At 35.0% G+C, this 13,176-nt stretch carries 14 protein-coding genes and 2 pseudogenes; 4 read left to right on the top strand and 12 right to left on the bottom strand.

The features are described from left to right. Positions 1-16 precede the first annotated feature (16 nt). From H4J70_RS17580 to H4J70_RS17555, 6 genes and pseudogenes are all read right to left on the bottom strand, one after another. The gene (locus tag H4J70_RS17580) at positions 17-721 is read right to left on the bottom strand and encodes a porin (RefSeq protein ID WP_182241967.1); all 705 of its coding nucleotides are present in this window, start codon (positions 719-721) and stop codon (positions 17-19) included. Between the two features lie 162 nt (positions 722-883). Next, positions 884-1,261, bottom strand: a pseudogene (rimO, locus tag H4J70_RS17575) (30S ribosomal protein S12 methylthiotransferase RimO); the annotation flags it as partial. Between the two features lie 96 nt (positions 1,262-1,357). Continuing rightward, positions 1,358-3,337, bottom strand: coding sequence for a M10 family metallopeptidase C-terminal domain-containing protein (locus H4J70_RS17570; protein ID WP_182251571.1), 1,980 nt, complete (start codon positions 3,335-3,337; stop codon positions 1,358-1,360). Between the two features lie 139 nt (positions 3,338-3,476). Continuing rightward, complete coding sequence (locus H4J70_RS17565) at positions 3,477-3,827, bottom strand: hypothetical protein (protein WP_070376412.1); 351 nt, start codon at positions 3,825-3,827, stop codon at positions 3,477-3,479. A gap of 7 nt (positions 3,828-3,834) precedes the next feature. After that, on the bottom strand, positions 3,835-4,212 hold the full coding sequence (locus tag H4J70_RS17560; protein ID WP_182251570.1) for a hypothetical protein: 378 nt from the start codon (positions 4,210-4,212) through the stop codon (positions 3,835-3,837). 46 nt (positions 4,213-4,258) lie between these two features. Further along, positions 4,259-5,083 (bottom strand): hypothetical protein, encoded by an 825-nt coding sequence (locus tag H4J70_RS17555; RefSeq protein WP_182251569.1) that lies wholly within the window; start codon positions 5,081-5,083, stop codon positions 4,259-4,261. Between the two features lie 250 nt (positions 5,084-5,333). Here H4J70_RS17555 and H4J70_RS17550 point away from each other — a divergent pair, with 250 nt between their 5' ends. Further along, complete coding sequence (locus H4J70_RS17550) at positions 5,334-5,945, top strand: hypothetical protein (protein ID WP_182251568.1); 612 nt, start codon at positions 5,334-5,336, stop codon at positions 5,943-5,945. Positions 5,946-5,960: 15 nt separating this feature from the next. Here the strand turns inward: H4J70_RS17550 and H4J70_RS17545 are convergent, their stop codons facing one another. The 5 genes from H4J70_RS17545 to H4J70_RS17525 form a co-directional block, all read right to left on the bottom strand. Continuing rightward, positions 5,961-7,028, bottom strand: a complete 1,068-nt coding sequence (locus tag H4J70_RS17545) for a discoidin domain-containing protein (RefSeq protein ID WP_182251567.1) — start codon at positions 7,026-7,028, stop codon at positions 5,961-5,963. After that, the gene (locus H4J70_RS17540) at positions 7,025-7,924 is read right to left on the bottom strand and encodes a hypothetical protein (protein ID WP_182251566.1); all 900 of its coding nucleotides are present in this window, start codon (positions 7,922-7,924) and stop codon (positions 7,025-7,027) included. The genes H4J70_RS17545 and H4J70_RS17540 overlap by 4 nt, the downstream gene beginning before the upstream one ends. Beyond that, positions 7,924-8,619, bottom strand: coding sequence for a hypothetical protein (locus H4J70_RS17535; protein WP_182251565.1), 696 nt, complete (start codon positions 8,617-8,619; stop codon positions 7,924-7,926). Before H4J70_RS17535 ends, H4J70_RS17540 begins: the two co-directional genes overlap by 1 nt. Before the next feature lie 90 nt (positions 8,620-8,709). Beyond that, a complete protein-coding gene (locus H4J70_RS17530) occupies positions 8,710-9,393 on the bottom strand; it encodes a protein kinase domain-containing protein (protein WP_182251564.1) in 684 nt (227 codons plus the stop codon). A 6-nt stretch (positions 9,394-9,399) separates the two neighbouring features. Continuing rightward, a complete protein-coding gene (locus H4J70_RS17525) occupies positions 9,400-9,978 on the bottom strand; it encodes a sigma-70 family RNA polymerase sigma factor (protein ID WP_182251563.1) in 579 nt (192 codons plus the stop codon). 316 nt (positions 9,979-10,294) lie between these two features. On the opposite strand from H4J70_RS17525, the gene H4J70_RS17520 reads away from it, so the two are divergent. The 3 genes and pseudogenes from H4J70_RS17520 to H4J70_RS20485 form a co-directional block, all read left to right on the top strand. After that, entirely contained in the window at positions 10,295-10,969 is a 675-nt protein-coding gene (locus H4J70_RS17520) for a PEP-CTERM sorting domain-containing protein (protein WP_182230663.1), read from the top strand. Between the two features lie 41 nt (positions 10,970-11,010). Further along, positions 11,011-11,286 carry a hypothetical protein gene (locus H4J70_RS17515; RefSeq protein WP_182216550.1) on the top strand — a complete coding sequence of 92 codons (276 nt, stop codon included), beginning with the start codon at positions 11,011-11,013 and terminating at the stop codon, positions 11,284-11,286. A gap of 71 nt (positions 11,287-11,357) precedes the next feature. Then, a pseudogene (locus H4J70_RS20485) lies at positions 11,358-11,454 on the top strand (HU family DNA-binding protein); the annotation flags it as partial. Between the two features lie 121 nt (positions 11,455-11,575). On the opposite strand, the gene rimO (H4J70_RS17505) reads toward H4J70_RS20485, so the two are convergent. Beyond that, positions 11,576-13,030: a 30S ribosomal protein S12 methylthiotransferase RimO gene (gene rimO, locus H4J70_RS17505; protein ID WP_070376401.1), complete on the bottom strand. Its 1,455-nt coding sequence runs from the start codon at positions 13,028-13,030 to the stop codon at positions 11,576-11,578. Positions 13,031-13,176 lie beyond the last annotated feature (146 nt).

The raw sequence follows: 13,176 nt of genomic DNA, 5'->3' as shown, positions 1-13,176 counted from the left end.
GTTAACTTAACTTAACTTAAAAACGATAGGTGGCGTAAACACCTGCCACACGATCAAAATTATTATCATATTGATAACCATTTTCTTGGGCATCGAAGCTTGAATAACCAACAAACATCCCAATGTCGGTCTGTTTGCTGTAATTATAATTAACACCAAGACTAACTTCATGAGCGGATTTTTGCTGAAAGTCTTTTAAATCTCGATAAGTATAGTTAACGTTAGCCGTCCAATCTTTTGCTAAGTGGGTTTGCACACCAACAGAGTAACGGTATTCATCTTTATTTTGTAGCTTCTCTTCATCCCACTTTACATAACCTAAAGAAAAAATCAGAGCTAAGTTTTTATCAAAGACATACTTACCCTTTAAGTCGGTACCATAAGCAACCGAATCTCCATTAATGGTTGATTCTTGAAAGCCCCTTAAACCTAACCCAACCGCTAACTCAAAGCCTGCTTCATTGTCAGGGCGAGCTAAAAGTCGGTAACTAATACCATTCAAACCAATCGTTAAATTGTCAGTCAGCCCGTAGCCCAGATTTAAATTTAGCGCTGCGTGTCTTTCATCCTTCTCTTCTCCCCACGCTAAGGCACCACTGACGGCAATGGTGCCATCAGTTAATGTTAAAGGTCTTAATATTGGATTGGTAGGATATTCAGTTTCTGCAAAAACAGTCGATGAAGCTAAAAGTAATACCGTGCTAATAAGTGATTTGTTCATAATAATTGTTCCCTAAAGTTTATGTTTTGTAATTTATGGGGGTATTATAAAAACTTATTGCGTTCGGTTCCTGAGGCTTTTTGTCTATCAAATGTCAGCGTTGTGTGAAAAATTGTAAGAAAGCGCAATCCGATGGAAGTCATTACTCATCAATACAAGTGTATGAACAGGCTTGGCTACATGTTTGTGTACTTGTGTTAACACTTCATCGTAAGCATGAGGTCCCGTAACACCTAAAACATTGGGATGTAATTCAATGATTTCGTCTTTCTTAACACCTAAACAGCCAGTAACCAATACTTTACCGTTAGCAGCAAGTGCTTCACCAATAGTGTCTAAAGACTCTTGAACGGCTGAATCAATGAAACCACAGGTATTTACAATCACTAATTCTGCATCATCGTAGCTATTGGTTACATCGTAACCTTCAGTGCGAAGCTGAGTAAGGATGCGCTCGCTATCAACAAGATTTTTTGGGCAGCCGAGCATCCTTACACCAATCCCACAGGAGAGCTTTATGTTTAAAGGCTTTGATAATATTCTTGGCTGTTTTCAGCTAAGTTAAGCCAGTTTAGTTAATTAATAAAACTGGCTTTCTTGTACAACGAGGCCAACGCTAAGTATATTTAAAGATATTTACTTTCTAAATAATCTTAAACCCGCAATTAGCAAGATAAGATAACCAAAAGAGCCACCACTACTTTTTTCTTTAGCTGGAGTAACAACTGGGTCTGGCGTTGTATCAATGTTATTAACAGTTACTGTTCGTATTTCACTGCTAACCTCATCAAAACCATCTGTCACAAATACTTGAACGGTTAAGTTAGTTGACGTAGTAACATCTGGGGCAGTAAATGAAACAGTCTCAGTCGTATCACCCGTTAATATTACTGTTGCGTCATTTACAACCCAACGGTAAGTTAGCGCATCATTGTCGGCATCAGTAGCGGTAACAGTTAATATGACCGTTGTTCGTTCATCAACAGTTTGGTCTGCTGTAACATTAGTTATTATTGGTGTGTTGTTTGGAACTACAATAATAGTAACAGTGTTGGTTATAACGTTAGTACCATCTGAAACTACTAATTGCAGGTTAATAGTTTCTTGGGCATCAACGCTAGGGGCAACAAAATTAACATTTAAGTTATCTGCGTTTTCCAGTGTTAATTCTATACCATCAAGTTGAGTCCATGTATAACTATGAATATCATTATCTGGTTGTGTAACTGTAACCGCAATATTCGCTTGTAACCCTTCTCTCACTGTAATTGTTTCAGGCATAGTAACTACAGGCGCTTTATTAATGACAATGGTTTCATCTGCAAATTGAATAAATTCAAAATCAACCAAACTATCTTTATCTTCAGTAACCACAACCGATGTTACCTCTACCGTATAAGCGTTTATGATTTCAATAGTATAATCAGCTTTATTGCCAGCAAACTTAGCGATATCAATACCGTCACCACCATACAGCATATTAGCTACAGAGTTAGCAACTAAAACATCATCCCCTTTACCACCAATAGCGTTCTCGATTACCACATCATAAGAAATTGATAAATTATTGTTACTACGGTTTAAATGTTCTCCTCCAATATTTTTATCATAAAAACCAGTAGGATTTGGTGCTATTGAACTAAAGGCGCCTGCGCGTAAATCTATAATATTATTTCGGGCAGTATCAGCAACACTAAGGGTGTCAACTCCATCAACATCATAAATGATCTGATGAAAATCATATGAATCATCATAGGTATACAAGGTATCACCCGTGTTGGTATTTTCAGCTTTGCCGTATAGGTATTGTAATACCGCTACATCATATTTTTTTAAATCGGTAGGATAAAATACTTCAGATGAAGAGTCTCCAATATTTGGAGACATTAAAGTATAAAACTTATTATCATATTCACTGGTTAGCTTTACATTTACCCCTGCATGATCTGAAGGGTAAACACCTAGCGACTGCAATATATGGTAAAGCAATTCAGACTTCGCTTTTGATAAATCGTGCTTATAGTCTACTACCCAATTTGCCTCATCGAATTCGCGTTGTGGATTAAGATAGTCAAGTAGTCCATTAACACTGAGATCTATAAGTCTTGCACCTATTTCACAGTCAGTTCCTCCGTTATCACAATCATCACTATTTATAGGTGAACGATGATCACTTGGTAGCCCTGAGAAAGATATATCACCCGCAATATTTTCGAATAACAAATCATACCGTTCAGTCCTATCTATAGGATCATCTTCAACAAAGTTGATCCCTGAAACACGGCTAATACTAGTTAAAGCACCTATAATTAATTCTTTTTCACGCGGATAGAAATCACGGACATCACGTCCCCCTATCGTTTTTCCTGAAAAAGCAAACTTGATAGTTATAGGTGTACCCAATGGAGATTTTTCATTCCAGCGAATATCAGTCCAATAATCATAAGGGGCGTGACGTAAGCCTTCAACAGCTCGTTGTAAGTCAAAATTATCAGTTGGAAAAACGTGTGTTGTATTAAAGTCAACGAGGTCTGAGGCAGTTGCAAATGTTGCCATTGCTAATGTTGCTGTGAAAAATGAAATTGAAAGTGCTGAACGCACAACTATTTTATACATTTTTAAATCCTTTAAGTGGTAACTCCCTGTCATTATTAGAGAGTTTCCAGTCCAATATAGACAGCAATGATAAACGGAAAACAAATAACAATCATCTTTAATTCCAGATAATTATCATACGAAACTAAACAGAATGAATTTAAAAATACTGCTCGCCAACAACTTTTAAATCACCATCAACCTCTTTGACTTCATAGCTATTATGTTTTTTGAAATTAACGATATAACTACCATCATCTAATACTTCCGTACTTTTCAAATCACAGTTAAGCATTTTTAATATGTTTTTCATTAACGGATCCGCGTTTTCATGCATTGCCTTGTTCATTTCAAACATCTCATCGTTCATCAAGTCACTTAAGGTGTCTATATCGCTATTTTTATCGGCAATACACGCTTGCTGTGCAATTTCATTGGCTTCATCTTTTGGGTCGCCGCAAGCACTTAATACTAAGACTGCTAGAACTGAGAGTATTATTGTTTTTTTCATAATTTGTTTATCCTTCTACTGCTATTTGATACTGACCATCTACTTTAAATACTTTAATAGCATCGAATTTTTCAAAAGTAATACGAGTTGAATCTATCTTTTTATAAGTTATGGATTCTGTATTTTTAATTTTACAATTTGCATTTTCTACATACGCAGCAAACTTCTCTGGATACTTACTTGTCTTACTAATAAACTTTTTGTACGCTTTTTCAGGAAATAAAAACTGAAGCTGCTCTAATTCAATATTTTTATATGCATTACAAGCCAGCACAGCGACTTCTGTTGGTGACATTTGTGTAATTTCTGCTTGGCTTTTTATTCCACCACATGCTGTTAGAGATAGTGTTATAGCAACCAAACCAAGTGATTTTATACATTTCATAATCTGTCCTTTATTATATTTTTTATTCGTTATAGGTGATTAAAAATCAAAAAATGATGAGATAAATTAGAACAACTATGACCCCAAGCAATACCATTTTTACTTGTTCACGTTTTAAGTTGGGTTGTTGTTTGCAAATAATATCTGCGCCTTTATCTAGCAGTGCATTAATCAAGGGCTTAACAATTTGATAAACATATTTAATGAACGCTATAGCTTTAGTAATAACTAAGCTCAAAGTACTTTTTAGGTTAGTTACAAGTGAAGAGGCTTTAGCAGAATTAACCTCTGTGCTATCTCCTGTTGATGTTGATTCATTTACTTCAACTGGCTGACCTAAAATTGCCGCTTTAAATTGCTTGTTTTCTTTATAACGAGGAGAAAAGATACAGCCCACTAAGCCAATAAAAGAAGCCATTAATAAAATACTAGCCACCGAAAAAAGGTCGTCTGCGCTGTTGATTGGCAAGCCTTGAGCCATACTTTTTATTGAACGCGCAAAGTGTTTGAACTCAAAGTCACGCCCTCTTATTTCTCTCGCTACTTTTGCCATATCATAAATGTCGTAAAGCTGAGTTAAAAACCAGCCAACAACAAGAGCCACAAACACTAAAGATAACAATCTTGAAGCTGTGCGGCTAAGGCCAGTTAAGGTAACAAGCACACCTAAGGTTGCGATAACCAACAACACCATTGGGTTTGCAATATTGTATAAACTAAATGTTTCATCAGACCAGACACCTAAATCAGCCAAGGGTAAGAAAGCTCCTACGATGAAAAGTATGAAAAAAGTGGTTCCTAGTTTGTTCATCACTTGAAGATGGCTTAACGCATTAGTTTTGTTGTAACTCACGATTTGTTGATTTTCCATATTTACAAATTACCTTCTAAAAAATTATGCTGTCACCTTAGACTCTTATTTAAAGATCGAATAGATACGTAATAACTAACTAAAAGTGCAAAAAAATTTTAAAAAGATAAAATCCATCAAATCACCCTAACTAAAGTGTTTTTATTTTTTTTATTATAAATCATTCGTTTAGTTGCAAAACAAAAAGGCATAAATTAGTATGAACCAAGTCTAGAATAAAGGACTAACCACAACAACATAAGGAAAGACTATGAAAAAAACACTAAAATCGATTACAAGCTTAATAGCATTTACGAGTTTATTTTTAATGGCTAATGCATCAGCCGAATCAATGGCAGAGCAAATAAAAAAACGCTCTATTGAAATGAAAGAAGTAAAAGCACTACTCAACGATCCAGATCAGAGTACCCGCTTAGCGGCTATGGATATGATGCTTAAATCTTCAGATACTGCAATGAAAGAACAAGCTTATTCAGTAGGCTTTAACAGTGCTGATGATGCGGTAAGAGCGATAGCATTAAGAAACAAGCTAAATGAAATTTCCAGTCTAACGCTTTACTTCACCCTTTCTGAAACTGCAACAGAAAAAAACAAAGAAATATATCAAAAATTTGGCGGTAGCTTAACGCTTTTAATGAATAAATATGATGAAAAAACAGCAAAATTTACAACGTACAGCAGTTATTCAGGCAGCAGTTCAGCTGGTCGTTCGCAATCTAAACCAGGGAATGTCTCAGGCTTAACAGTTTCATTCGGTACTACAAATTGTTCGGGAACTTTACTGTTAAATGAACAATCAGAGTTAGTAGGCGATGTGAATTGCAATGGATTAATGCTTAAAACGAAAGCAAGCATAATTTAAGTCTGTTCAACACAATTAAAATATAGTTACTTCCGATAGGCTCAACTGTTTCGTATCTCCCCAGTTTGAAAGAAATTCAATTCTTATGCGTTTTGCTTTTACTGGGGGGAATTTCAATGAAAAACTGTTTTTAGTATTTGACCAAGTCCCTGAGTAAATACTTGTCCATCCTCTTTTCCCTTCCCCTCGTCGGTTTGAATACACCTTTATATCTCGAGGAAATGATTGCTTTAAGCCACTTTCATTAAACAATGACAGTCCGTTTACAAGCGTTATTGAATCATTAAAGTCTAGGGTAATGCTCACTGGTTTACCATCGAGTTTTGCTGACCAATATGAGTCCGTTTTATTGTCATTAATTGCAGAGACTCTATGCTCGGTATCAATTGGCTTATGACTCCAATGTGCAATATTAAATTGAATGCTCTCTATAGTATTAGCTTCTTTAACGGGTTTAACTTGTGAAAATGTCGATGTGAAAAATGGCGCTATTACTTCCATAGCACGGTCAAAGCGAATTACCGTGCCTTCTCCTGTTTCTGCGTTAACTGATTGCAGTATTCCTACAGGGATTTCTTTTAAAAAGACAACACTACCACTTAAACCTTTATATAAAGGTAATTGCTCTGACTGTGGTTTAACGTTCAAATTTATGATGTTTTGGTCTATTAAAGTGACAGGTGTAATAGACTTCGAGCCATCGACATTAATTGTTGATACCGTTAATAGTGACGCATTTTTTAATAACGTATCTAGCGGATCAAATGCGTTAATATCAGTCACACAATTAGCCGCACTTATACCATTTACATTTGAAATAGCTAAATCATAACCAAATACTTGCACTTTTTCAGCCTCGCCAATTTCTCGAGTTTTAGTACCCGTAGTTATGTTAGCAAAAAATGAATTGCCTAAGACATGGGAGGGTGAAATCAAATAACATTGGTTCAAGCGTTTTAATAAAAAACCTTGCCCTACTTCCCCTGCTTCTATATGAACTTGGGTAATTGTTTTCGCAAAAGTAGAGCCTGATAGCAAGATAAAAAAGCTGAGAGTAGGTAATATTAGATTAATTTTTTTCATTGTTCTTTCTTTATATAGTTAAAAAGTAGGCTGGAGAATTCCATTAATAAAAACAATATAGCAATCACACTTGATAGCGCAGCAACAATTGGGTCATTTGTAATTCGATACCAAAAAGAAGGTGATATTTCATAGCCCGAGCTTCCTAACCTTTCAACTTTAACTTTATCTCCCTCTCCATGAACAATAAACTCATAATATTTATTATCCGTTATTTTCATAAAACCTTTTACTTTAGATATCTCACTCATTTGAGAGTCTACAAATAACTCAACCCTATCACCAATATCTAACGGGAAATCACCACCGATATAACGGCCATCTTTCAATAATTGCTCTTCAATAATTCGAACGTTACCATTGAGCAATATATTATTTACTCCCCGTCCAACATCGTTACCAAGGTAGACTTTTCCGTGAAAAGGCAATATAAATGAATTGTTTATGGGTAAGCTAATTTCTGCATATGATGATAATTCAATAATGTTATCGGGAGCTTCTATTACACCGATAGAACCATTTTTATTATTCAAACTTAAAACCAATGTGTAAGTAGACTTACTTTTTTCATTTATTGAAATTTGAACGTTAGTTAAGTTATCAACAAAAAGGTAACTATCTTCAGGTAATATGATTGAATCATCAATCAGTATATTCGTTATTAAAAGTCCTTTTGATACGTCCCATTCATTAATAATATCCTGAGCGAATTCTATTTCCATATGCTCAGTTTCACCACTAATCGTATAAATAGTTTCCCTAGGCATAAACAGCACGTAAAGATATAACACTAAAAAGGCAAATATAAATATTTTCACTATTGTTTTAGTGTGCTTAAAGTTTCTTAAAAACTCAATATTTAACGTAAGTTTTGAAAAATCAAATGAATTTTTCATTAGCTTTGTAACTTAATATTGAGTTTTATAGAAGGAAACATTCGTCCTGATTTACGTCTTAATATAGAGACTTTACCTTTCGCCATTTTAATTTTATCAAGTGACACTTTACACTCGGTATCATACGCGGTGCGCTTACCATTTTGGATCCGAAAGCACTGAACCGTATTATTTTTTCCATTTTTATCTTTTAAATTTAAAAATACATCACTGCGACCTGAATTTATAAAAAATACAACATTATTACTTAACAGAGTATCTCCCCTAGAGGCGATAAGTAAATTATTTACTTTCTTTTGTTCACACGAACCTTGGAAACTCAATATAGCTAACTCATTGTGGTTAAAAACATTTATTATTTCAGCATATTCAGTAGGATAGTTGGGTGAGATAACACCATGTACCGTGTTATCTGTTATTTGGTATTCGTTAGATGAAAAATATGAGCCATCTTTAGATTGGACTTGTAAACAAATAATCCCAGCAGTTGTCTTAGGTATATCTAAAAACATATCGGTAGGTTTATTAACTGACTCCAACATAAAGCCTGACAATACTCGCCCGCTAACAGGGACATCCGAATTATATTTTTCATTAAACGTTGAATTGACAAGATTCAATTTAGTAGCTTCCGCTGCAAAACTCAGATTTGAATAAATTAAAAAGGAAAAAATGAAGATGATATTATTAACCACGAGTAACATTCCTTGTTTATATATTAATGATTCTTTTAGTATTTTAATAATACAGGTTATTAATTATTAAAACTAAATTTATTTAATTCATTACTCAATTTTATACTGAGCTATATCAAAATCAATAATATTGGCATTGCCATTTTTATCGACTAATACATTATTTAAACTGATATCACCATGGGTAACACCCTGTTTTTCTGCATACGCCTTAGCATTATCTAATGTTTCATAAACCTGAGATAAAACCGTCTCATCTGGTTTTGTTTTTAAAAAAGAGTGAAGCGTTTGACCTTGCACATATTCCATCATGATATTGGGCTCGCAATTATCGTCATGACCAATATCTATGAAACTAGCGATGTAATGATGGTCTAATTGAGCCAGAATTTGCGCTTCTTTTTTTATCATCTGTAAGGCTGTATCAAAGGTGTCGGCAAGCGAAAAATATTTAACCGCAACTGTATGTTCAATTAAGCCATCACACCTAATTGCTTTATACACATCACTCATACCACCTTGACCTAGTAGTTCAACGATTTTGTATTTATTATCAATTGTCCTCCCTAATCTCAGCTCGGGTTTGTCTACAATGGTTAAAGGAGAAAATATTTTTTCAATCAGCACGTCTGTTGATACACCACGGTGCTTTAATAATTGTGCTAACTTTTTTGCTTTTTTAGGAAATTCGTTCTGGAGTTGACTAAAGAAGTTTGACTGCAAAGGTTTATCAATAATGGCAAGCTTTTGAAATAATTCATATAAATCGTTCATAATAACCTAAGCGCTCAATTCATCTAAATACCAGGCTTTCGCAAAGTTCAAATCATTATGAACAGTACGAACAGAGATACTCAATAAAGTTGCTATTTTTTCTGCTGTTAATCCGGCAAAAACGTTTAAGTTCAAAACTTCAGTACAACGTGATTTCTCTTGCTTTAATGACTTATCTGCCAAGAGTAATTTTGCCAGTAATTCTGAAGACTCTCCCTCAAAACTTTCAGGAATTGGGTTGTTACTTGGATTTCTTTTTTGTGAAGTAGCTTTTCGGTACTGATCGTAAAGAATAGATTTAACGACTTGAGTAATTAATACATATAAATCTTTACGATTACAGACTGCTTGTTCTCTATGAGGAGATAGTTTTAGATAAGCGTCGTGAACGATTGATGTTGTTGTTTGAATACAAAAATCTACTGGCTTAACATTATTGGCTTGTTTAAGTTTTTGTTTTCTAACTTCATGCTTAAAATGCTGATAACAGTGTTTAAACAGTTCATTGAATGAAGCCTTACTGCCCTTTTTCCATTCAACAATTAACGCTGTGATTGGTGCTTCTTCATCCATAGTGTACATCATGTATCTACTTAAATAATTTAGAGTAATTTCCATATAAACCTATCAATACATAATCAAGTAAAAAACTATAATATTCAATATATTATTAAAATTTGTTTTTATTTTGTTGTATTGCATTTTTAATAAAAAAACACGTACCTACCTCAATTTCATCTTATCTATATTCTATACCTAGTTCTAAAAACAACTATTTAACGCGCTATGGCTGCATTTTTTAATACAAACCAAAACAATAATAAATAACTGATTTTAAAGTTACAGGAATGAGCTTTGGTGGTACCTCACCAAAACGCTATATAAAATAAAGGAGAAATATATGTTTAAGAAAATTGTAGGTGTTATTGGTTTTTTAGCATTTTCATTTACAGCATCTGCTGGATTAATTACAGATACCACAAACGGTAGTTTTATTGATGAAACCACAGGTTTCGAATGGATGGATTTTGGTATTAATAATAAAGATACCTACGAATATGTATCTTCTCAGTTAGATTCGGGTGATGAATATGAAGGATGGCGATTAGCTACAAAAAATGATGTATACATCATGATGGCGAATGCGTTTTTAGGACTCGGAGCACGACACGAGAATGCAAATAATCACCTGCCTGGAAGCGTATATGTAAATGATGGTGAGGGTAGCGTTGGTTCAGTTTTATATCATTTTACCGACATTATGGGATATAACCGAGAACTTAACTCGGGTTTAAACAGCGAATTTCAATATTCATTTGGACTATTCGCAGGCACAGATGGCTTAAGCCGAATTGAAATGCACAGAATGACAGGTAGTTATTATGACTTGGCTGTTAATGATGATGCATTTATTATGGATTATACAAATTACGATAGCAAAGCAACAAGTACCTCATCTTCATACAGCACGTTATTAATAAAAAACTCATCGGTAACATCTGTTCCAGAGCCACCCACTTTAGCTATTTTCGCTTTAGGCATATTCGGAATAGCCTCTCGTAAATTATTAAAATAAATTTTATAACAACCATTTAAAAATTCATAAGGAAAGATCAAATGAGCGACACAATTCAGCAAGCGAGATTACAAAACAAAATGAAAAATCCAATTGTAGCATTAGCTTTAGGTTTTTTTATTCCTGGAGCAGCTCAAATGTATTCAGGTAGCATAATGTGGGGAGTTGTTAACCTAATCCTTGTTATTATATTTGCAATAACCATTATTGCTTCCCCCTTAGCTTTCATCATATGGTTAGTATCAATGTTTCTTGGGTATAAGGGAGCTAAAACGTTCAATGACAAGGTTCTAGATAAAGCTGAATCTGTCATGTAATAGTTCCCTTTATACACTATTAATAGGAGCGTTAATTGCGTACAACTTACGCTCCTGAACCATCATCATTGGGTCGCAATCCTCACAGGTGGTAAAATCCAAATTGCTACGGAAAAAGTACCTAAATTTAAAGCAGGTAAAGCATTGAAAGACGCTGTTAACGTTTAATTTTTCAAATACAAAAAAGCCCAGCTTAATTAAAGTTGGGCTTTTTTATATGCGATAAAACATAACTAAGGTTAAATGACATCAAGCTTACTAAAGCAAAGTAAAAGCTTTGTGAAGAAAATTAATCTTCAGCTTCGTCGTCAACTCTAACACCCCAAACATCATGTTCGTCGGCATGGATAATTTGTACCCACATTAGGTCGCCTGGCTTAGCGTCATAATCATCAGACAAATAAACTTTGCCATCAACTTCTGGCGCATCCATATAAGAACGCCCAACAATACCAAGGGCACTTACTTCATCAACAAGAATTAAATATTCTTGGCCAATACGTGCTTGTAGTTTTTCCGCGCTTATTCTCGCTTGTACTGCCATAAAACGTTGTAAACGATCTTCCATAACTTCGTCTGAATTATGATCAGGTAAAGCATTAGCCGTAGCACCTTCAACAGGTGAGTATTTAAAACAACCAACGCGGTCTAATTGCGCTTCTTCTAAGAATTCTAATAACTCTTCAAATTCTTCTTCTGTTTCACCCGGGAAGCCAACAATAAAGGTTGAACGAATAACTAATTCAGGGCAAATCTCACGCCATTTAGCTATACGCTCTAATACACGGTCAGAGCTACCAGGACGTTTCATTAATTTTAAGATACGTTTATTAGCATGCTGAAATGGAATATCTAAGTACGGCAGTATTTTACCTTCTGCCATAAGAGGAATTATTTTATCAACATGCGGATACGGGTAAACATAATGGAGACGTATCCAAACGCCTCGCTTGGCTAATTCTTCACATAACTGCTGCATATGAGTCTTAACCGGCATGCCATCCCAAAAATCAGTTTTGTGTTTCACATCAACGCCGTAAGCCGAAGTATCTTGAGATATAACTAATAATTCTTTAACGCCAGCATCAACTAAACGTTTGGCTTCACCTAACACATCGCCAATAGGGCGAGAGTCTAAGTCGCCACGCATTGAAGGAATAATACAGAACGTACAACGGTGGTTACACCCTTCTGATATTTTTAAATACGCGTAATGCTTAGGGGTAAGTTTAACGCCTTGTGGCGGCACTAAATCAATAAAAGGGTTATGAACAGGCTTGGCTACATGTTTGTGTACTTGTGTTAACACTTCATCGTAAGCATGAGGTCCCGTAACACCTAAAACATTGGGATGTAATTCGATGATTTCGTCTTTTTTTACGCCTAAACAGCCAGTAACCAATACTTTACCGTTGGCAGCAAGTGCTTCACCAATTGTATCTAAAGACTCTTGAACAGCTGAATCAATGAAACCACAGGTATTTACAATCACTAATTCTGCATCATCGTAGCTATTGGTTACATCGTAACCTTCAGTGCGAAGCTGAGTAAGGATGCGCTCGCTATCAACAAGATTTTTTGGGCAGCCCAATGAAACAAATCCGATTTTAGCCGCTTTAGAGGGCTGTTGACTATTCTTTTGCTCTTCAATCATCTTAGACGGAATGTCTAATGTGGTTGTCTGGCTCTCGGCTGAATTACTGCTTTTTTTAGTTGCTTGTGGATCGAATTGTTCTACGGTCATATAGTGTCTCAACTTACTCTTATTGTGTAACTGGTGCTTTTACTAATGAAGAGCAGCGTCATAAATGTTGGTTTAACTGTCTTTATAGCTAACTTTAGTGTGTTTGCTTAGGCAGTTGCTTAATGGCAAGGATTATACAGGAATGT

It is taken from the genome of Colwellia sp. BRX8-9, assembly GCF_014077245.1.
Taxonomy (GTDB): domain Bacteria; phylum Pseudomonadota; class Gammaproteobacteria; order Enterobacterales; family Alteromonadaceae; genus Colwellia_A.
Note: the sequence above shows the minus strand (reverse complement) of the source record. Positions and strands in the feature narration are given on the sequence as shown.

Bases quoted from the DNA above. Each gene is read 5' to 3' on its own strand.
- H4J70_RS17580 (WP_182241967.1), bottom strand. From the start codon at position 721: ATGAACAAATCACTTATTAGCACGGTATTACTTTTAGCTTCATCGACT.
- H4J70_RS17570 (WP_182251571.1), bottom strand. From the start codon at position 3,337: ATGTATAAAATAGTTGTGCGTTCAGCACTTTCAATTTCATTTTTCACA.
- H4J70_RS17565 (WP_070376412.1), bottom strand. From the start codon at position 3,827: ATGAAAAAAACAATAATACTCTCAGTTCTAGCAGTCTTAGTATTAAGT.
- H4J70_RS17560 (WP_182251570.1), bottom strand. From the start codon at position 4,212: ATGAAATGTATAAAATCACTTGGTTTGGTTGCTATAACACTATCTCTA.
- H4J70_RS17555 (WP_182251569.1), bottom strand. From the start codon at position 5,083: ATGGAAAATCAACAAATCGTGAGTTACAACAAAACTAATGCGTTAAGC.
- H4J70_RS17550 (WP_182251568.1), top strand. From the start codon at position 5,334: ATGAAAAAAACACTAAAATCGATTACAAGCTTAATAGCATTTACGAGT.
- H4J70_RS17545 (WP_182251567.1), bottom strand. From the start codon at position 7,028: ATGAAAAAAATTAATCTAATATTACCTACTCTCAGCTTTTTTATCTTG.
- H4J70_RS17540 (WP_182251566.1), bottom strand. From the start codon at position 7,924: ATGAAAAATTCATTTGATTTTTCAAAACTTACGTTAAATATTGAGTTT.
- H4J70_RS17530 (WP_182251564.1), bottom strand. From the start codon at position 9,393: ATGAACGATTTATATGAATTATTTCAAAAGCTTGCCATTATTGATAAA.
- H4J70_RS17525 (WP_182251563.1), bottom strand. From the start codon at position 9,978: ATGATGTACACTATGGATGAAGAAGCACCAATCACAGCGTTAATTGTT.
- H4J70_RS17520 (WP_182230663.1), top strand. From the start codon at position 10,295: ATGTTTAAGAAAATTGTAGGTGTTATTGGTTTTTTAGCATTTTCATTT.
- H4J70_RS17515 (WP_182216550.1), top strand. From the start codon at position 11,011: ATGAGCGACACAATTCAGCAAGCGAGATTACAAAACAAAATGAAAAAT.
- rimO (WP_070376401.1), bottom strand. From the start codon at position 13,030: ATGACCGTAGAACAATTCGATCCACAAGCAACTAAAAAAAGCAGTAAT.